We start from the raw sequence: 19,304 nt of genomic DNA on the forward strand, positions 1-19,304 counted from the left end.
GCAGCTTGGGTGTTTGTAGAATATAAATTATAGTGTTGCGAAGTTAGATAAAATATGGAAAATATTTTAGAATATAATAAGTGGGAAGATAAGCTATGGGCTTTGTACAATAGTATTTTTAAGGATGCTTCATATACGATTAGAGATGGAGTCATTTTCCCTGATAAGTATGCTTCAACTCCGTTCAAAGTGATGATAATGAACCGAGAGGCTTATGATGAGAAATCGTATAGTCTCAATCAAGATGGTATTGCAAAAGAGATTGGAGAAGGAATTATTCCTTTCAAAGACCAGATAACATTACGTAGTCATCTGCGTCAATATCTTAGTTTGATTCATCTATTGTCAAATAAAGGTTTTAATGAAGTTTCAGAGAAAGAGGTAATAGACTTTGTAAACCAATCTGACAATGATGATTTTGCGTATTACCTTTCTAATGCAGCTTATATCAATATTAAAAAATCTGATGGTAAAAAATGCTCTGTGCGAAGTGACTTAAAGTAATAATAGTTCATCTTAATAGTGATAATGAGTCTTCTCATGAAAGAAATCGCATTTGATTCTTTGCTGCTGATAGCTGCTGACGATGTCAGTCAGCAAGCTATCAATCAGCTTCGCTCAGATGGAATATATTCCATCGAGAACCGTTCTTGCACACTTATCAATATGGTAGTGGTATCTACTGCCGAAGGAGCAGAACATGTTCATCAGGTATTGGAGAACCACGAATGTGCCAGAAAGAATGTAGTCGTAAAAATGACTCCGGAACTCAGCATCAAGGATGAATCCGATATCGACTCTATCTTGTCTTTTCAGCAAAATCCAGGCTGTAATCCATACATGGAATTGAAGCACTTCTTGCAAGTGTACCATGAGAATGTGGAGATTCATGGTATGGTAGGCTTTGATTTCAGAAGTTTCTCCGATATCATCAGAGGAAAGAATGTGGTATCTGTCTATTCTTATGAATATCAAGACGACATAGCTGAGGCTCTCAGCCATCTGAAGCCAGTCAATCTAAAAGACAGCGGCAAATATCTTCTGTCGTTTACAGTAGGTAAGTATGATGAGAAGACTCTATCCAAGCATTTGGCTTCTCTCAATGAATACATGGATACTTTCCCTGAAGAGAGCAGCCTCTACTGGACATTCAGAGAAGCAACTCCGCAAAAAGTAACTTTGTTTGCTTCTATATCTTCAGAGCAATAAAAGGAAACGTTGATGGAGGAAAAATTCCCTCCGTAAGTATATTAGCTTCATCAAGCATCGAAAGTAGTTTCATCAGACACCGAAACTACTTTCGATGCTTGATGAAGCTAACTTCGTGTTTGGGGGCTGAGTTGTTGCGAATACTATCAAAGCTGCGTAATGTTTCTTCTGATCCACAACTTGAAGAACGGGTCGTTAAACGATACGAAATCCCCATCCGCATCTATGAAATCTCTAGCTATCAACGCCTTCTTGATGCTTTGCACATTTGCAGAGCTTTTCAGGTGCTTAGCGTCGTCTATGCGGTCGGTGAAATATTCATCTTCCACAGCTCTACCGAATTCAAAGGGATTTTCTATCATAATCGTTTCCTTCTTCATCATTTAATGTTGAATGTAAAGGTAGTAATAATTTTTAAAGTAAGAAGTGTTTTAGTAAGAAGTATATTAGTAAGAACTTTATTACTAATTAACTTTTTACTAGTTATACGTAACTACTCAGTACCCCTATGAGCATGAGTAGTTACATTGGAGATTAGTATGTATTTAAGAGATGGATGCACCATTTGATGCTTTATCTTGTTAATGATTGAAGGCAGACATGGAGTATGATGGATATCCAAGTCTGCCTTCTATTTTTATGGGTGTATTTGCTTGATGTACATCTTCTTATCCTACTGGTTTCTTTTGGTTTTTCTTTCTTCTCCACAGCAGGAAACCTGTAATAGGCAATGAAGCTGATGTAAGTGCAGCAAATAGCATGATGATTTTGCCTATCCATCCCAAGATGATGCCTTCATGTAGGTCCAAAGTGGCATGAATCAGTTTATCTGCTGGTGTGCCATCCTTGTATCTGCCAGCATATGGGCCTGTTCCTTTTAGCTCTTTGAGAGTATATTGGTCAAAGAAAAGATTGTCTTGTTTATAATAGGAACCTTTCTCATGTACCACACTCACTCTATAGCTTCCCTGGCTATCGGCAGGGAGTGCATAGTAGTATTGTACTGCGTTAGGACTCTCTTTTAGAATCTTGGCTTGCAGTAGGTCGATGCCTGCCGTTTTACTCTGGATATGGAGAGAATCGGATGGAGGTAAGGTGTATGCTTCCATCTGTTTTCCGCCAGAGGCCAGTTGGTAGATACCATGACTGAACCAATCTAAGCCGAAGATAAGGCCTGTGATACTTACCACTATTATCGGTAGGAGCATGTATATACCCAATACATTATGAAGATCATATACGAATCGTCTCCACTTGAATGGACGATGAAAGGCGAGACGTTTCTTCAGAAGATGTAACGTGATATGCTTTGGCATCCAGATGACCAATCCTGTGAGGAGAGTCAGGAAGAAAAGCAAGACTCCATAGCTAACCAAAGGTTTTCCGATGGTTCGAGGAAACCACATATACAGGTGTCCGTTCAAGATGAATCGGTAAAAGTCAAACTCATCGGTTCCTAAGTGGCTAGTATGGATTATCTTTCCGTCATAAGGGTTCAGATAAATGGTTGTCTGTCCCTTCTCTCCGAAGTAATCCACCCATACGGCTTCATCCTTTTCGCCTATGGTGATGGCGGAAGGACGCTCTTGGTGGCTTTGTGTGTTGGCAATCTCTATCAGCTTGGAAGGTTGGAGAAAAGGCTGATTCCTTGCCTCCACCTTTTTCCAAGGTTGATAGGTTGAGCTGATCTCATCCTTGAAGAGATAGATGGCCCCTGTTATGCTGACAACAAAGACGATGATTCCAGTGGCTAGACCTATCCATAAGTGGAGTAGGTAGCATAATCTTTTGATATTCATCCGTTCTTGATATATTTTTCCTATTTTCTGCTTTTCTGATGTTTATGGTAGTTTGAAAAAGCCTCCTACGAAAGATGTGGAGACACGAGCTCCTCTCTCGGCCTTGGCTGTGGCAATATCGGTTCTATAGATGTAGATGCCATCAGTTGTTGACACCGGCAAGAAAGCGTAGCCGTTTTCAATGAGGCAAGCGAATCTTCTGCCACCATTTCCATTGTGCACAGGGATTCCTTCCACGTCTTTTACAGTTTTGTTTTTGAGGTCGATGATGCAGCATTTTAGGCTTTTGTCGCCCCATCTGTCATTGGCGGTCTGAGGGGTGATGGTACTCACTTCCGCAAAGACGAGTCCATTGCCGATATATTGGATATGGGCAGGTTTTAGCCCACTTGTGGCCTGTTCGAAATCGAAGAAGTAGTCCTCGTCAAAGGTGGTGGATCCCTTCTTGATTCTCAGAAAGCCTGCATGCTTGGTACTTTGAGAGTATCCGTTGGAAATGGCGGAGTTGGACATCACGTAGAGGTTGTCTTCCTCATCCTTGACAAATCCATTGAAGGCGTTCCATGATCCACCAGGTCCCATTCGCGTGTCTTTCATCAGCTTGACAAACTTGAACTCTGGATATGAATATACCGCTACGAAGCAAGTGTCAGTATAAGCAGTCTCGAATGTTTTGCTGTTCATCGGTGTATAAGTAACATAGAGGTTGCCGCCACTATGTGCCATTCCCGTGATGCTTGGCCAGTCGAGATTATCTATTGGAGAAACAGAAGTCTTGCTGTTTTTGGAAGTGATGGCTGCCGTATGGGCATCTACCGTATAAAAAGTCAATTTGTTACCGCTTTCCTTATTGCTTGGCAGTTCCAGGGCCACCATCGTGTTCCCATCCACTTGGCAAAATCCATTGATGGAGTTGTTGAAAACGAATTCTCCTTGTTCCTTCAGAAGACCGTCGGAGCCTCTTACCACTCCTGTGGCGTTGGTTACTCCCAGTCCTCCGATGCAGAAGATGGTATTGCCGCCTTGCTGATAATCGTGATAGCCATTTTGCTCGATACCTTTACCTACAGCATTGATGGTTCCTTCCATCAAGTTGTCTGTAGAAACCACGTAATAGGAGGTATTGCCACTGGAGGTTACGCCCAAGCTAAGCACGTAAGGGGCGTTTGGAATTTCTTGCTCGCCACTGAGGTCATCGTCGCATGATGACAGAGTGAGGGATGTCATGGCTATGGTGGCCATGAGCATGATGTTGCTATATATTTTTTTCATTGTCTAATCAAATTTCTTTTAATTCAATGGATGTTATTTGCTGATGTAATATCTGAACTTCATGTTGAATGTTCTGCCTGGTTTTTGCAAGCGATAGTTGTCATACAGTTTCTCGTTAGTGATGTCCGTGCATTCCAATATGACGCTGTATCTGCCATCTTTCATGCTGTAACCCAGAGATACATTGTGACTCAGCTGCTCTGGTATGACCTTCTTGGTGGCCTTGGCTCCCAGTCCGGTGAAGGAGAGATAGTAGCTATGGATATACTGTATGTCATAATTGAGGGAGAGGGTGTTGCCCTTCCACCCGAAATCAAAGAAATTGTAGTCAGCGTGTCCATTCATGAAGAGATATGGAATGTTTGGCAAGCGCTGTCCGAAGGTGATGTTCTCAGTGATGCCATCGCCCACGTAGGTATTCTGTGATTTCTCAAACTCCAGCTTGTCCTTGATGTCTTGGTAGGTGAAATTTCCATTGATATGGAGATTTCTCTTGTAAGAATATCCCAGAGAGGCCTCTATACCACGCGTATGCACCTTGCCAATGTTGTCATAACTGGTGGTAGGGTTGCTGGTCAAGCTCACTCCCTTCAAGATGAAGTCCTTGGTGTTTCTATAGATGTAGTTGACCTCTGCCTGCACTCTGTGAGGACCAAAGTTTTGGTCAAAGAGAAGGCCCGCATTGAAGTTGTTGCTACTCTCTGGTTTGAGGTCTGGGTTACTCTTCTGAACCATTCCGTCACCAAACATCTCCACGGTCTCTGGCATACGGAAGGCACGCTCAAAGGAAACCTTGGCTTGCAAAGAAGGTAAGATGTAATAAGTGGCAGCGGCTCCATAACCAAAGCGATGCTTTCTGTCAGACACCTTCTCCCATCGTTGGTTTTCGGTGAACTGGTCCATCAGCTTATAGGTGGAGCTATAGAGCCGGTACATCTTACCGAAGATGTTGGCATTCCATCTTTGGAATCTCACCTGATAGCCCAAGCTTGTGATGTTTTTGGTGAGTTGCTGTGGTACATTGTTCATCTCATCGTCTGGGTACATCTTGTCATCGCTCTTTCTGCGCATGGCAGTGAATACATTGTTCAGAGTGACCGACTGGTGGTCATCTATGACGTAGTTCAGATTGGCATTGGCTTGCCACTGGCGTTCCTTGATGGTAGCATCGGTGAGGTAACCTTCACCAGCCGATGTACTGGTAACATATTCTCCCTTCCAGTTATACTTTCTGGTAAGCGTATCTACATTCTGGGTGTTCACGATATTGTACGTGCCATAAAGAGACAAAGACAGTCCTGGCAAGAACAAGTCATCTTTCTTGTACTTAATGCTTGGGATAATGGAGAAACTCTTGGTCTTTACACCACCATACACCGCATCCATTGTGGCTCCTGTTTGTACATTATTCTTGTCGGTGGATGCAATCAAGCCCAGGAGCAAGTAGTCTGCCCATGATTTGCCCACGATGCCGCTTTCCACCTTCAAACCGAATGAGTGGTAGCCATCATTGAATCTTTTCACCCATTCGTAGCCCTCTTGTTTGTTGGTGGAAAGGTTGACGATAGGTGCCCATACCTTATAGTTGTTGTCAGAGTAGTTGGCGAAGGCGTTGGCTCTGATGGTGAATCCTCCATGTGATGTATAAGCTCCATTGATAGAGAAGCGGTGCGTATTATAAGAACCGATGGAGTAGGTGGCATCCAGGTAGTTGGCATTTTTGCGTGACACGATGTTCACAGCTCCACCCAGTGCGTCAGAGCCGAGATATACTGGTAACACACCCTTATACACCTCGATTCTGTCAGCCATGTTTGCGGAGATATTGGCCAAGTTGAAGGAAGAGCCAAAGTTATCCATAGGAATGCCATCGATGAAGAACTTCACCTGGTTGCCAGAGAAGCCATTCAGGGAGAAGCTATAGTTGGAACCCAGTCCACCGTCTTCTCTAATCTTGACGCTCGTAACACTATTAAGAAGCTTGTTCAAGGGAGCCGCTGTCTGGTATTGTTTCTTTAAGTCCAAGACAGAGATTGCGTAAGCTTGCTCTTGCATTCTGCGTGCCTTTGATTTACCCACTACCTGAACTTCTTCAAGAAGGACAGAGTCTTTTCCTACCTGTGCATTCAGATTCGTGCTGATGGCCATTGATGAAAGAATGCACAGACCTATTTTTTTGTTCACTCTCATATTAATTTTTGTCTTTTTACCTTATTTTCTTTTGAGGGTGCAAAGGTACGGCTTCTATGAGGAATATGCAATACCTAAAAATAGTGATTTACAGTCCTCTTAAATTTAAGTATATTTTATTCGGAGTGCCCTAAAGGTAAAAAACTATCTGTTCACTTTCCTCTCCTATCCACTTGTACCTTATGACAATAATGCCAGCGAACGAGGGGGTGAGAATGATAAAGATAAAGCAGAAAGTCAGCGGATGCTTCCGTACCGATGAAGGTGCTGATGATTTTGCCAAGCTACATTCCATAGCGGAAACAGCCATGAAGAATGGAAACTCTAAATTCAATGCAATTCTTGCTGTCGTACAACAGCAAGACGATTACTCATGCCCATAGGGGTACTGAGTAGTTACAGTTATACTGATGTCATTTTCGGATTCCCCAAATTCAACAAGCATGTGCTAAACAACGAAATGCCTCAACCATACTGGTCGAAATCGGTTATTATCAGGTTAAAACCGTAATTAAGTAAACGATTTCATATAATTATAATACAGAAAAGGATGGTTATTGCTTTTCTTTTTGTATCTTTGCAGCCGTTTGGTTAACATACGTGCCAAATCATATCTAAAGGAAAAAAGAATATCTAATAATAAATAAAAAGTAATGACTACACTTACAATTTCTATTATTGTCGTTTTCGTGCTCGGCTATGCACTCATTGCCACCGAAAGCTTGACAAAGGTTAACAAGGCTGCGATAGCCCTGTTGATGTTGGTAGGTTGTTGGACCCTCTACATGGTGGATCCAATGCAGTATCTCCAGTTGATGCACCCTGACTATACTGGCGGTGCTGCTGGAATGGTGGAGAAGGTGACCGGAATCATCCAGGAACACCTGGGCGATACCGCCACAACACTCTTCTTCCTGATGGGTGCAATGACCATCGTGGAAATCGTTGACCAGAACGGCGGATTCAACTGGGTTCGCAAGGTGATGAAGACCAAGTCGAAGCGTGCGCTCCTCTGGCGTATCGCTATCCTTACCTTCTTCCTCTCTGCAATCCTCGACAATCTGACCACCAGTATCGTGATGATCATGATTCTCCGAAAGCTTGTCACCGACCACAAGGATCGCATGGTTTATGCCTCCCTCGTCATCATCGCAGCCAATTCGGGTGGTGCCTTCTCACCAATCGGCGACGTTACCACCATCATGCTCTGGAACAAGGGACTGATTACTGCAGCCGGCGTTATCGCCGAAATCTTCATCCCGTCTGTGGTTTCCATGGTGATTCCTGCCCTCATCCTTCAGACCATGCTGAAGGGCGAACTCGTGATGCCTGAGGTTTCTGACCAGCAGAATGCATCGGTCAGCGATTTCACCGAAGGTCAGCGCAAGGCTGTGTTCTGGTTGGGAGTAGGCGGTTTGATCTTCGTTCCTATCTTCAAGAGTATCACCCACTTGCCTCCATTCGTAGGAATTCTCCTGGTATTGGGCGTTCTCTGGACTGCTACCGAAGTTTTCTATCGCGGTTTGCATCGTGGAGCTGATGCCGAGGGCACTCAGAAGCGAGTAACCAAGTTGCTTTCTCGTGTTGATATGAGTACCATCCTCTTCTTCCTCGGTATCCTGATGGCAGTATCCTGCCTGGCTGAGATTGGTGTGTTGACAGCTTTGGGTCAGGGCTTGAACGTCGTATTCGATGGCAACCACTACCTGGTTACTGGTATTATCGGTGTGCTTTCAAGTATTGTTGACAATGTGCCTCTGGTAGCCGGATGTATGGGAATGTATCCTGTGGCAGCCGCTGGTGATATGGCTGTGGATGGCATCTTCTGGCAGTTGCTGGCTTACTGTGCCGGTGTAGGTGGTTCAATGCTGATTATCGGTAGTGCCGCTGGTGTGGTAGTAATGGGCTTGGAGAAGATTACCTTCGGCTGGTATATGAAGCATATCTCCTGGATTGCTTTCGTAGGTTACATCGCAGGTATCATCAGCTACTGGTTTATCCGCACCTTCCTTTATGCTATCTAAAGGATAAGCATTTCTGCTTAAAAGGTTCATAGTTTTCGCTTACGTGAAAAAGTTTTTTTTTGAAGAAAAAGTCTCAAAGTCTCATTTTTGGTTAAAAATATCGGCTTAAAGACTTGATAGATAATAAGATAAAAAGAATGAGACTTCTCGGTTCTGATGCCGGGAAGTCTCATTCATGTATCATAGAAGTATCATTATTTCACTTTTTCTTTACGAGATACTTCATTCCATCTGCAAATCTCTTATGTTTCAACTCACTCATATTCGCCAGTTTTCTGCCGAATCCCATCAGACTGTTTACCTTGATAGATGAACCAATCTGCTTTTTCAGATAGTCGAAAATCTCGGCGGCAGTAAGATAGTCACCCTCTTTCTCATTATCAACCAACTCGAAATAGAGCAGGAAATACTGATCTATCGGCTGGATTATCTCAAACTGGCTGTTGCTCTTCATAATCAGCTTCACCTGCTGCGCATCGAAATAACTCTTTTCGCCATTGTTCAAGGCAGAAAGTGCCTGGGCAAAAAGCTGCTGGTAGTTCGGGCGAACGCTCACGTCGATAGGTCCCGTCAGTTCCACACCGATGAATCTTCGGTTGCCGGATGGATCGGAGAGAATATCCTTCATGTTGCTCGTGGCGATGAACGAGGCGAGACGAGGAAATTCCATGACATGACTGCCATACGGAGGCTTGTATTTCAGCGTAGGCAACTGGATGAGATTCTTCAGAAATCCCTGCTGCACCTGTGGCGAAATCTGGTTGAACTCATCGAGATTAATGACCATAAACTGCGCCATCGCCTGATAAACCTGACGCTTTTCCGACAGAATAAGATTGTCACTATACCCCCACTGCAGTTCCGGCGGCAGCAGTCGGCGACAGAAAGTACTCTTGTTGTAACCCTGTTTGGAAATGAGAAGCGGGGCCACCGAGTTGCCGTATTGGCGATGTGAATAGCCGCGCCACTGGTCCACCATGCCCAGGAACCAGGTGTAAAACCAGTCTGCCCAATGAGGATTGGCGGTAGGCACCGTGCGGGCCAAGGCACGGATATGATCCTTTCCATCCCATTTGTCGTAGCACTGGAAGAGATATTCCTCTATCGGATTATAGTTTTTGATATAATCAGACTCCAGAAAATTACGTACATCCTTGATGCTCACCCGGATATCAGCCAGCTGCACCTCCAGCGTCATGCGCTTCTGCACTCTGGGTTCCACAGGTCGGTAGCCATACCATCCCTTGTCCTTCGGCAGATATTCCACATATTTCATCACTGTGTTATATCTGAAATCATATCTGCTTTCCAGCAGTTTCATCATACTCACAATGTTGCTTCTCACGCTGTTCTTATCCTCTTTCTTGTTGTCATTCTTTGCTTCAGCTGTTTCGGAATCAGCTATCATCTGCTGATTATTTCCCGTGTTTGGAATAAGATTTTGAGAACGTGCATGGCTATCAATCTTCATCGCCACCGCCTTGCTGTTGAAATAAGGCGCCGCATCGAGCGTCATCATGAAACTGTTGTGAATCGAGGGCTCTTGGGATAGGGTAGAGCCTGCCTCGATAGAAGGTTTCGGACCATCTACAAGAATCGAAGCCTTGACAATAGCCTGATATACAGGGAAAATCTGCTGGTAAGCGATGCGATAGAGATGCTCGGCATCCGCTTCAGATGTAGGCAGGGAATCCTTTTCGCCCTGGAATTTTATCAGAACGATAACAGTCTTTCCGTCGGCACCTGTGATGGCGGCAAGGGTAGAAGGCAGAATGGCTACCGAGCGCTTAACACCCTCCGCACCATCAACATCAGTAATGTTGCCAAATTTCAGCAGCAGGATGCCGTTGAAAGCTTTCATCTTCAGGTTGTTGTTGTCATCTTTGGCGAATTCAGCAGCGGGATAGATGTGCATCCATTTCGGCAAATCCTTGTAGCCTTCATAGTTGTTGCTAAGATACGGAACGCTTTCGCGGAAGTGGGTGATAGTCAGTTTGCTATCATCCCTTGCGAATCGTTCCATCAGCTTCTCCATCGTCTTGGTGCTTACGAGGAGCTGCTTCTTGTTATTTGTATGTACGATAGTTACCTTCATTGTATTTCTGGTTAATGGTTAAGTGTTAACTGTAAATTGTAAACTGTAAACTATAAACTCTTTTCAGTGTTGCCCAAAACAAGTTCCGATTTTTGGGCACTCATTGCCCGCCTTATGGGCACTTGTTGCCCAGCACTTGTTCTGTGGATGCCCGCTTGGTGGGCTGTGGATGCCCGTGTAACGGGCATGGTAGGAACAGTTAGTGGGCACAGAGGGAACATCTGATGAACTGAAAAAGTAGAACAATAAATTCTTGGAAAGATTAGCTGTTAGTGAAGTCAATCTCTTCAGAGAAGTGTTCGAATTCAACGTCTTTATATCCGTATCTGGCGAAGAGCTGTTTGATATATTTCTGCTGTTCCGGGAGGAGTTTCAGTTGTCCCAGTTTGTATCGGTAGTATTGTCCTTTGCTACCGAGGTAGTCTCTCATTTCGGCGCGCAATGCTGGTCCATCTTTCACTTTCATTTCGGCAAAAAGTTTGTCGAATCCCCATGCCATTTTCACGACACGCAGCGGAGCGAAGTACTCGCATTTCCCGTTTTTCAGGGCATTTGGGAAGATGGCACTTCCTCTATCAGTTTCCTCGTTTTTATAGAGACCGGATAGATAGTGGATACACTTGTCTTTCATCGGACATGGTTCGGTGAAGCAATAGGTGATGAGGCTAGGTACGTTTCCGTATTCGAAAGCCTTTTTCAAAAGTTCCTTTTCATCCATAGTTGCTATGTTTTTGGTAAAAATTTCTATTATAACGAGAAAAATGGGTATTTATTGCCCGAAAACAGCAATTTTTTATATGTTTTTGTAGCTTATTTCCGCTTATTAATAGTATTTTTCTGCTTCTTATTAGTGTTTTTATGATGCATTTCCATAATTTTATGATACTTCCATGATACTTCTTTCGCTGTTTTTCGAGAAGTATCATTCGATAGAATAATCTGAGAACTAGATATATAACATTATTTTTTATATAAATAATGAGACTTTGATACTTTTTTTGAAGAAAAACATTTATACGTATGCGCGCGATAAATCCTTGCTAATATAAATTTGGTCTTTACGAAACTGAAATTTCATTGAGAAGGAAACTGGATTTTATTCCTGTGTAGGATTTGCTTAATGAATAAAGCGTAGAATCCTGCTGGCATCACTGCCAGCAGGATTCTACGCTTTCCCAATTAATTTCTTAAATATGTCGTCTGCAAATAGAACTCAATAGAACTCTCTTGTGATTTCTTATTCAGCATTTGCCTGCTGCTCAGTCTCTGTAGTCTCCTGCTGCTGAGTTGTCTCCTCCTGGGAATTCTCCTGTTGGATAGAATCCTCAGTGGTAGCCTGTGGCTTGATAGGGGTGCCAACTTCTGTTGTATCTGAAGGAGCATCTGGAGCCACGGTATCAACTGGTGCTATCTCTGCGTTACCTACCATTCTGCTTGATGCAAAAACGTTGCTTACTGAAACCATAACCATAGCTGCGATAGCTGCAAACATAAACTTCTTCATAATCTTATCTTTTTAAAATTGTTACTATATTAATGTTACTTACTTTCTATGTGGATTCCTTGTCGAACCCGCTATTCATAGTCGCAATCTATGTGCCAAAAAGAAGAATGAAAGAGATGTGGGTTGATTATCAGGTGTTTATGTTTTGTATGCCAAAAATAGATGGTGTGGAAAATGAGGAAAGTATGTGGAAACATTCCCCAAAATCTAAAGTTGCTAGCCAAGTAAGACTACTTCTTCTTCCCATTTGTGTCCCCTCAAACAACTTTTTTTGAAACTTTTTTGCTAAAAGTTTTGTTGTTAAAAATAAAACTTGTACCTTTGCATCGGGTATTGTTCTAAGATTAGGATGGTTCCCAAGACATTGTGGGTAAAAACAAAAGCATTCGCTATTATTTCGCGTTTAGCCAAGAGCCTCGGAAACTCAATTTGGAATAAAAAGCACGAAAATAATATGTGACAGGTGGCTCGTATAGTAGCCTCTGGTTTCCTCAGACAGCGATGCACACGCTATAGGCGTGGTGCATTCTTAGAGGATTCCGGGGCTCCATTCCGAGGCCGCCCCGTGCTAAACGCGATAAGAGGCATCACGCCTTTTTTATACCCTATTGCGTTTTGCGGATTGATAGTTGGGTGCGTAACAACTATCAATAAATTATGGCAAATAGTACATTATCAAATGCTAAGGCTGCCAAGAAAGACGAGTTCTATACTATGTTCTATGATATAGAAACCGAAATGGAAGCCTATCTTGATTACAATCCTGACGTATTTCGTGGCAAGACGGTTCTTCTGCCTTGTGATGACCCAGAGTGGAGTAACTTCACGAAGTATTTTGCACAGAATTTTGAAGAACTAGGCTTGAAGAAACTCATCTCAACGAGCTATGCTATCAATAGCAAGGTTATCAAAGCAGGAATTCAAACATCCTTTTTGGAAACAACTTCTCCAAAGTTTGACAAGTCTAAGACTAACACCCATGGTAAAATTTTCGTTTTAGAAAAAGACACTACTGGTGATGGTAAAATCAATCTTGGTGATTTGGAGTGGGACTATCTTGAAGGAGATGGTGATTTCAGAAGTGATGAGGTTAAAAAGTTAAGAGATGAAGCGGATATTATCGTAACGAATCCACCATTCTCACTTTTTAGAGAATTTCTTGCGTGGATTGTTGAGGCTGATAAGCAGTTTATCATTCTTGGCAATATAAATTGTATTACATATAAGGAAGTTTTTCCTCTATTCAAATACAATAAAATGTGGCTTGGTGTAACGAATTTTAATAGGGGTATGTTTTTTAGGGTTCCTGACGATTTTGAATATGCTCCGACCTATAAGTTTGATAAAGAAATTAATGGTATAAAAGTTAATAGAGTTTCTGGGATTTGTTGGTATACTAATATAGAGCACGGTAGGCGTCATCATCCGTTGAATTTACTGACAAAAGAGGATAATATAAAGTATAGTAAACACAAAGAAATCAATGGAATCGGCTACATGCCTTACGATAACTATAATGCTATCGAAGTCAATTACTTTGATGCGATACCTTCGGATTATGATGGTATCATGGGTGTATCTATCACTTTCTTAGACAAATATTGCCCAGAGCAATTTGATATTATTTGGCAAGCTTGTGGAAATACAAGAGCATCTGCACCTAAGGACATATTAAAAGAAATCGGATACTCCGTTCATCCTGAAGATAGAGGAGGATGTGGTGTCGTAAATAATAAGAGACAATATGCCCGAATTTTAATTCGTAAAAAGCAATAAATCATGGAAGCAACATTACATACATATACCGTAAAGGAGCTATGTGAAGGATTCACATATAGTGAACTTGATGGAAAGGGGTTGTATGGTTTGGCTGGCAAGCTTACCATTCAACCTGAATACCAGCGCAACTATCTCTATAGTGAGAACAATAGTGAAAAAGAAGCCGCTGTCATTGATTCGGTGTTGAACAATTATCCACTGGGATTACTTTATTTCAACAAACTTCCTGATGGACGTTTGGAGGTACTTGATGGGCAGCAACGTATTACAAGTCTTGGAAGATATCTGATTGGTAAGTTTTCTTATATGAAAGACGGTGATCCTTATAAATTCAAATCCTTGAATGAAGAGGAAAAAAAACGTATTGAGAACACTACGTTACTTGCATACATTTGCGAAGGTACGGAGTCTGAAATCAAGGAGTGGTTTGAAATCATCAACATTGGTGGTATCAAACTCAATGACCAGGAGAAACTGAATGCGATTTATTCAGGACCTTTCGTTTCTGCAGCCCGAAAGGAATTCAGTAATAAGGAAGATACTCGTTTACAGAAATGGGGATGCTATATCTCTGGTTCCGCAAACAGACAGGAAATTCTGCAAGAAGCCTTGAGATGGGTTAGTCATGGCAACATCAAGGATTATATGCAGGAGCATCGTCGTGATACCGATATCAATGAACTCAAACTATATTTCAACGATGTCATTTCATGGATAGAGCAGACCTTTGATGATGTCTATCCCAAGATGAAGGGATTGAATTGGGGAGAACTCTACGAAAAGTACCATACTACTCCATACGATCATATCAAGGTTTCACAAAAGGTGAAAGAGCTTTATAACGATCCATGCGTTCAAGATAAAAAGAACGTATTTGAATATGTGCTTGGCGGTTGCAAGGATACAAGACTTCTGAATGTCCGTGTCTTCGATGACAATACCAAACGCAGGGTTTATGATCGTCAGACGGCAGATGCCAAAAAGAAGCATGAAAGCAATTGTCCTCTTTGTAAAATTGGACACGATGCCAATAAAGACAAAATCTGGGCATTAAAGGAAATGGATGCTGACCATGTACAAGCATGGAGCAAAGGTGGAGCCACAGACGAAAGCAACTGTCAGATGCTCTGCAAGACCCATAATCGGGCTAAAGGAAACAGATAGTTTAAGTATGGACAAAGTGCTAGAGAAGTTAGGAAAGTACCCTTGTTTGGAATGGGCGATAGCATTAATGCCGGTACTCTTAGGGGGACTGGTATATTTGCTTTATCGTCCTAAAAACATTATTTTGTTTGAGGTATTGAACAAATTGGGTGGTTCCACGACTGTTGATATGGTAAGGAATAAAGCTGAGCATGTTCATTTGCCGGATTTTGTGGTCTATAGCTTACCTGCCGGATTATGGACTGCATCATATCTTATGGCTATGTATTTATGTACTACGCAACTGAATAAGAAAATGAGGCTATCTTTAGCTCTACCTCTTCCTATATCTGCAGTTGTATTAGAGGTCCTGCAACAGTTCGGTCTTTGCCCAGGTATCTTTGATATTTGTGATTTATTGTGTTATATAATTCCAATTGTAATATTCGTAAAAATAATTTAGTATGAAAAGACAAAATGATTTGGATTTTGGTGGAGCTATAGTTCTTACCGTAGTTTTTGCTATTATGGCTATATTTTCTTACACTACAGATAAGTCAGGAAATCCTATAGCTATAATACCCGCTGTTGGTGTAGTTGTAGGTTTAGTCATGGCTGTTAATGCCAAGAATAAAGCTTCTAACCGAAAGGCAAGAAAAGAACAACAGGACATTTTTGCCCAAACGCTGGATTACGATGATTGTTTTGGAAATGGTGACTTAAAATTATATTTTAATTCCCAAAAACAGGACGTGACCGTATGCGCTACAACTAATGAAGGTAGAAATACACAAGTAGTTAGAGATTTTTCTGTTACGGAAACGGTGAAAACAGATAGTTACATCGTATCTTATGATGCTACTCATAACAAGATTTTGCGTATAAAGAATAACAATGGCAATATAATGCTTAAAGAATTCAATCTCAATTACACTTTGAAAAAATGGAATGTTATATTGAAGAAATCTACTCCAGCAGTAAAGGCATATAATGATTATGCTTTCATTACTGATGATGTCAATGAATTTGTTGCTATCGTGACTCCTACAAGTATGCATCTGCACCGATATTCTGATATCGTAAGCATTACGTATGAAGAAAATGGTAATGATATGTACAATAAGTCTCTCGGTGGAGCTGTTGTTGGTGGTTTGCTTTTTGGTGGTGTTGGTGCTATCGTTGGTAGTAATACTGCAAAGGCTGTCAAAAACAAGAAAATCGAAAGGATGTCTATAAAAATATTGCTCAAGAGTACTTCTGATCCCACAATTTTGCTTGAAATTTACAATTCAAGAAATGATGGAGCGATTCTTGAAACCAAGAAAGATGCTGATAAAATATTCTATGAAGGGTTGATGAAAGAGGTTACAGGCATAAAAGACATTTTTTCCATCATCATAGATATAGTTGATAAGAGTAGTGCAAGCCAAAACCAGCAGATAAGTGTCTCTGCATCAAATAGTATTGCTGATGAACTTACCAAATTGGTGCAGCTCAAGGATGCTGGAGTTCTTACGGAAGAAGAATTCCAGGCACAGAAAGCAAAATTATTGCAATAATAAATACCGGAACAAATCATGATGCCACTTCTGCTCTTGATCTTAGCATCAATCCATACTGTGATGTGTAGGAGATGCGGATACCAATGCAGCAGTAGCAATCCTGGGTGCTAAATATGGAATAAACCAAATTCCTGAAGAATGGAAAGATGGTCTTCTCTATGCTTCTATGCTCCATAACAAGGTGCAGGAATTCTACGCAATGGTCAGATAAGATGGCGCTGTATCGGTTTCTGTACTGCACCATTGACATCTTAAAAGTCATTGTTGTCATGTTATGATTTTAATGATAATCTCTTTTTATAATCATAGTCATTCCCGAAAAGTGTCATTAATGACAAAAAACGGGAATGTTTAATAGATTTAAACTTTTGGCTTGCTCTTTTGAAATCCATGTGTATGCTTCTGTATCAAAAAACGTAGAATCCTGCTGGCATCATTGCCAGCAGGATTCTACGCTTTCCCTATTATTCTTAATATGTCGTCTGCAAATAGAACTCTATAGAACTCTACAGAACTCTCTTGTGAGTTCTTATTCAGCATTTGTCTGCTGCTCTGTCTCTGCAGACTCCTGCTGCTGAGTTGTTTCCTCCTGGGAATTCTCCTGTGGAGTCTCCTGAACAGTAGCTGGCTGCTCTGCCTGGGTGTTCTCTTCTGTTGCTACAGGAGTATCTGTAGTAGTTTCGGCTGGTGTCTCCTGCTGAGTAGAATCCTCAGTGGTAGCCTGTGGCTGGATAGGAGTGCCAATTTCTGTTGTATCTGAAGGAGCATCTGGAGCTACGGTATCAACTGGTGCTACCTCTGCGTTACTTACCATTCTGCTTGATGCAAAAACGTTGCTTACTGAAACCATTACCATAGCTGCGATAGCTGCAAACATAAACTTCTTCATAATCGTATATTTTTAAAATTGTTACTATTTAATGTTACTTACTTACTTTCTTTGTGGATTCATTATCGAACCCGCTATTCATAGTCACAATCTGCGTGCCAAAAAAAATAATGAAAATGATATGGGTTGATTATCAGATATTTACATTTTGCGTACCAAAAGTAGATGGTGTGGAAAATGAGGAAAGTATGTGGAAACATTCCCCGAAAAGTTGGGGAATGTAAGGTACTCAACCATATAATAATAGGTAAGCTATGATTGTCAAAAGAAAGAGTCCACTCATGACGAATGGATTCTTTCTCCGATTTCTATAATTGTTCCATCAAATCTGGCTTTAGCAAGAAATCCATTAACCCGACAATATAAAAGCCATTGTTGTCATGATATGGTTTTATGTCATCGCGCATTATGATTATCTTCTTAAAGGAATCGTCGATTCTTTTTAATGAAGCGCATTCTTGCTCTCTTTTTGCATCATCAGGCATTGCAAATGCTGATTGGATATAATATCTACGGTCTGCCATATTTGCAACGAAATCCACTTCCAGTTGTTTGCGTTCTTTTGCAGTCCTTGCCTCTACCATACCCACATCAACGCAAAAGCCTCGTAAACGAAGCTCATTGTATATGACGTTTTCCATGATATGATTCTCTTCCACTTGTCTAAAATTCAGTAAGGCATTGCGTAGTCCGATGTCTTGGAAATAGTATTTCGAAAGTGTACCTATATATTTTCTGCCCTTTATGTCATATCGCATTGACTTCTCTATAAGAAAAGCATCTTCCATGTAGGAAAGATATTTGGATATGGTTTTTCTGTCAAGCGTTTCATTCTTTACACTTTTGAATGTATTTTCCAACTTACTAGGATTGCACGGAGAACCTATACCTGAAGCCATCACACGCATCAACTCCATGAATTCTTCGCTGTTTTTCAAGTTGTTCCTCTCTATTATATCTTTGAGATACACTGTTTCGTGTAAAGATCGGAGGTATGCAGCTTTCTTCTTGTCACTATCCAATTCCAATATACCTGGTAGTCCACCATAAGTATAATAACTTTTCCACAGCTCAAACTTGTCTCCTCCTACAGAATTATATAATTCAGCAAAAGACAATGGGAATAGGTGAATTTCATCACCACGTCCCCGAAACTCTGTAACCACATCTTTGGATAGAAATCTGGAGTTACTTCCTGTGACATATACATCAGCATTGCGAATATGCAAAAGGCTATTCAGCACATCGGTAAACTCATCTATCATTTGTACTTCGTCCAATATGATATAGTAGAGTTTGTCATCTACGATACGTTCATGAATATGTCGTAGAATAACATCAGGGTCACGCAAATTCTTGTTGAGGCGATCATCTAATGCAATTTCTATTATATGGTCTTCACTTATTCCTGTTTCAATCAAATGATTGTGAAACAAGTTGAAGAGAAGAAACGATTTGCCGCTTCTTCTAATTCCAGTTACAATCTTTATGAGATTGTTAGACTTGCTCGATATGAGTTGCTGTAAATAATAATCTCTTTTTATAATCATAGTCGTTCCCGAAAAGTGTCATTAATGACAAAAATCGGGAATAAATCGGCTCCTTTGTGGGCTTTTGCATTCAAAATCTCGTAACGTAAGCCCCAGAAAGTAAGATGTCAATGGCTTTTCGTGTGTTCATTCCCGAAAAATGACACAAATGTCAAAAACTGGGAATGTTTAATAAAATTAAACTTTTGGCTTGCTTTATGTATGCTTCTGTATCAAAAAGCGTAGAATCCTGCTGGCAGTGATGCCAGCAGGATTAGCTGATGCAAAAACGTTGCTTACTCATAAATG

At 41.3% G+C, this 19,304-nt stretch carries 18 protein-coding genes; 8 read left to right on the forward strand and 10 right to left on the reverse strand.

Features of this window, described 5'->3' with window-relative positions:
- The first annotated feature begins 54 nt into the window (after positions 1–54).
- Together KUA49_RS03500 and KUA49_RS03505 are read left to right on the forward strand one after the other, a co-directional pair.
- Complete coding sequence (locus tag KUA49_RS03500) at positions 55–504, forward strand: hypothetical protein (RefSeq protein WP_218412956.1); 450 nt, start codon at positions 55–57, stop codon at positions 502–504.
- Positions 505–540: 36 nt separating this feature from the next.
- The gene (locus KUA49_RS03505; RefSeq protein ID WP_218412957.1) at positions 541–1,209 is read left to right on the forward strand and encodes a hypothetical protein; all 669 of its coding nucleotides are present in this window, start codon (positions 541–543) and stop codon (positions 1,207–1,209) included.
- A 146-nt stretch (positions 1,210–1,355) separates the two neighbouring features.
- Here KUA49_RS03505 and KUA49_RS03510 read toward each other — a convergent pair whose 3' ends face one another.
- The 4 genes from KUA49_RS03510 to KUA49_RS03525 all read right to left on the reverse strand — a co-directional run bounded on the left by KUA49_RS03510 (position 1,356) and on the right by KUA49_RS03525 (position 6,428).
- Positions 1,356–1,571 (reverse strand): hypothetical protein, encoded by a 216-nt coding sequence (locus tag KUA49_RS03510; protein WP_218412958.1) that lies wholly within the window; start codon positions 1,569–1,571, stop codon positions 1,356–1,358.
- A gap of 306 nt (positions 1,572–1,877) precedes the next feature.
- Positions 1,878–3,008 (reverse strand): PepSY-associated TM helix domain-containing protein, encoded by a 1,131-nt coding sequence (locus KUA49_RS03515; protein WP_203051499.1) that lies wholly within the window; start codon positions 3,006–3,008, stop codon positions 1,878–1,880.
- Between the two features lie 42 nt (positions 3,009–3,050).
- Positions 3,051–4,280, reverse strand: a complete 1,230-nt coding sequence (locus tag KUA49_RS03520; protein ID WP_218412959.1) for a DUF4374 domain-containing protein — start codon at positions 4,278–4,280, stop codon at positions 3,051–3,053.
- A 33-nt stretch (positions 4,281–4,313) separates the two neighbouring features.
- Positions 4,314–6,428 (reverse strand): TonB-dependent receptor, encoded by a 2,115-nt coding sequence (locus tag KUA49_RS03525; RefSeq protein WP_256624865.1) that lies wholly within the window; start codon positions 6,426–6,428, stop codon positions 4,314–4,316.
- 257 nt (positions 6,429–6,685) lie between these two features.
- Between KUA49_RS03525 and KUA49_RS03530 the strand changes: the two genes are divergently transcribed.
- The gene (locus KUA49_RS03530) at positions 6,686–6,853 is read left to right on the forward strand and encodes a hypothetical protein (protein WP_412178594.1); all 168 of its coding nucleotides are present in this window, start codon (positions 6,686–6,688) and stop codon (positions 6,851–6,853) included.
- 270 nt (positions 6,854–7,123) lie between these two features.
- Entirely contained in the window at positions 7,124–8,494 is a 1,371-nt protein-coding gene (gene nhaD, locus KUA49_RS03535) for a sodium:proton antiporter NhaD (RefSeq protein ID WP_218412961.1), read from the forward strand.
- A gap of 199 nt (positions 8,495–8,693) precedes the next feature.
- On the opposite strand, the gene KUA49_RS03540 is transcribed toward nhaD, so the two are convergent.
- The 3 genes from KUA49_RS03540 to KUA49_RS03550 form a co-directional block, all read right to left on the reverse strand.
- Positions 8,694–10,589, reverse strand: coding sequence for a VapE domain-containing protein (locus KUA49_RS03540; protein ID WP_218412962.1), 1,896 nt, complete (start codon positions 10,587–10,589; stop codon positions 8,694–8,696).
- Between the two features lie 262 nt (positions 10,590–10,851).
- A complete protein-coding gene (locus tag KUA49_RS03545) occupies positions 10,852–11,307 on the reverse strand; it encodes a DUF6078 family protein (RefSeq protein WP_218412963.1) in 456 nt (151 codons plus the stop codon).
- 519 nt (positions 11,308–11,826) lie between these two features.
- Positions 11,827–12,093 (reverse strand): hypothetical protein, encoded by a 267-nt coding sequence (locus KUA49_RS03550; RefSeq protein WP_218412964.1) that lies wholly within the window; start codon positions 12,091–12,093, stop codon positions 11,827–11,829.
- A 657-nt stretch (positions 12,094–12,750) separates the two neighbouring features.
- Here KUA49_RS03550 and KUA49_RS03555 point away from each other — a divergent pair.
- The 4 genes from KUA49_RS03555 to KUA49_RS03570 are packed head-to-tail and all read left to right on the forward strand — an operon-like array spanning position 12,751 to position 16,574.
- A complete protein-coding gene (locus tag KUA49_RS03555) occupies positions 12,751–13,869 on the forward strand; it encodes an adenine-specific methyltransferase EcoRI family protein (protein ID WP_218412965.1) in 1,119 nt (372 codons plus the stop codon).
- A gap of 3 nt (positions 13,870–13,872) precedes the next feature.
- Positions 13,873–15,036, forward strand: coding sequence for an HNH endonuclease family protein (locus tag KUA49_RS03560; protein WP_218412966.1), 1,164 nt, complete (start codon positions 13,873–13,875; stop codon positions 15,034–15,036).
- Between the two features lie 7 nt (positions 15,037–15,043).
- Positions 15,044–15,478: a hypothetical protein gene (locus tag KUA49_RS03565; RefSeq protein WP_218412967.1), complete on the forward strand. Its 435-nt coding sequence runs from the start codon at positions 15,044–15,046 to the stop codon at positions 15,476–15,478.
- Between the two features lies 1 nt (position 15,479).
- Positions 15,480–16,574 (forward strand): SHOCT domain-containing protein, encoded by a 1,095-nt coding sequence (locus KUA49_RS03570; protein ID WP_218412968.1) that lies wholly within the window; start codon positions 15,480–15,482, stop codon positions 16,572–16,574.
- Between the two features lie 16 nt (positions 16,575–16,590).
- Here the strand turns inward: KUA49_RS03570 and KUA49_RS03575 are convergent, their stop codons facing one another.
- From KUA49_RS03575 to KUA49_RS03585, 3 genes are all read right to left on the reverse strand, one after another.
- Positions 16,591–16,848, reverse strand: coding sequence for a hypothetical protein (locus KUA49_RS03575; RefSeq protein ID WP_218412969.1), 258 nt, complete (start codon positions 16,846–16,848; stop codon positions 16,591–16,593).
- Positions 16,849–17,106: 258 nt separating this feature from the next.
- Positions 17,107–17,466 (reverse strand): hypothetical protein, encoded by a 360-nt coding sequence (locus KUA49_RS03580; protein ID WP_218412970.1) that lies wholly within the window; start codon positions 17,464–17,466, stop codon positions 17,107–17,109.
- A 308-nt stretch (positions 17,467–17,774) separates the two neighbouring features.
- Positions 17,775–19,016, reverse strand: a complete 1,242-nt coding sequence (locus KUA49_RS03585) for an ATP-binding protein (RefSeq protein ID WP_218412971.1) — start codon at positions 19,014–19,016, stop codon at positions 17,775–17,777.
- Between the last annotated feature and the right edge of the window lie 288 nt (positions 19,017–19,304).

This window comes from Segatella copri (assembly GCF_019249655.2).
In the GTDB taxonomy this organism is placed as follows: domain Bacteria; phylum Bacteroidota; class Bacteroidia; order Bacteroidales; family Bacteroidaceae; genus Prevotella.

Coding starts and splice junctions, on each gene's coding strand:
- KUA49_RS03525 (WP_256624865.1), bottom strand. CDS start 6,428: ATGGCCATCAGCACGAATCTGAATGCACAGGTAGGAAAAGACTCTGTC.
- KUA49_RS03555 (WP_218412965.1), top strand. CDS start 12,751: ATGGCAAATAGTACATTATCAAATGCTAAGGCTGCCAAGAAAGACGAG.
- KUA49_RS03570 (WP_218412968.1), top strand. CDS start 15,480: ATGAAAAGACAAAATGATTTGGATTTTGGTGGAGCTATAGTTCTTACC.
- KUA49_RS03520 (WP_218412959.1), bottom strand. CDS start 4,280: ATGAAAAAAATATATAGCAACATCATGCTCATGGCCACCATAGCCATG.
- KUA49_RS03545 (WP_218412963.1), bottom strand. CDS start 11,307: ATGGATGAAAAGGAACTTTTGAAAAAGGCTTTCGAATACGGAAACGTA.
- KUA49_RS03580 (WP_218412970.1), bottom strand. CDS start 17,466: ATGAAGAAGTTTATGTTTGCAGCTATCGCAGCTATGGTAATGGTTTCA.
- KUA49_RS03575 (WP_218412969.1), bottom strand. CDS start 16,848: ATGACAACAATGACTTTTAAGATGTCAATGGTGCAGTACAGAAACCGA.
- KUA49_RS03585 (WP_218412971.1), bottom strand. CDS start 19,016: ATGATTATAAAAAGAGATTATTATTTACAGCAACTCATATCGAGCAAG.
- nhaD (WP_218412961.1), top strand. CDS start 7,124: ATGACTACACTTACAATTTCTATTATTGTCGTTTTCGTGCTCGGCTAT.
- KUA49_RS03530 (WP_412178594.1), top strand. CDS start 6,686: ATGATAAAGATAAAGCAGAAAGTCAGCGGATGCTTCCGTACCGATGAA.
- KUA49_RS03560 (WP_218412966.1), top strand. CDS start 13,873: ATGGAAGCAACATTACATACATATACCGTAAAGGAGCTATGTGAAGGA.
- KUA49_RS03540 (WP_218412962.1), bottom strand. CDS start 10,589: ATGAAGGTAACTATCGTACATACAAATAACAAGAAGCAGCTCCTCGTA.
- KUA49_RS03500 (WP_218412956.1), top strand. CDS start 55: ATGGAAAATATTTTAGAATATAATAAGTGGGAAGATAAGCTATGGGCT.
- KUA49_RS03510 (WP_218412958.1), bottom strand. CDS start 1,571: ATGATAGAAAATCCCTTTGAATTCGGTAGAGCTGTGGAAGATGAATAT.
- KUA49_RS03505 (WP_218412957.1), top strand. CDS start 541: ATGAAAGAAATCGCATTTGATTCTTTGCTGCTGATAGCTGCTGACGAT.
- KUA49_RS03550 (WP_218412964.1), bottom strand. CDS start 12,093: ATGAAGAAGTTTATGTTTGCAGCTATCGCAGCTATGGTTATGGTTTCA.
- KUA49_RS03565 (WP_218412967.1), top strand. CDS start 15,044: ATGGACAAAGTGCTAGAGAAGTTAGGAAAGTACCCTTGTTTGGAATGG.
- KUA49_RS03515 (WP_203051499.1), bottom strand. CDS start 3,008: ATGAATATCAAAAGATTATGCTACCTACTCCACTTATGGATAGGTCTA.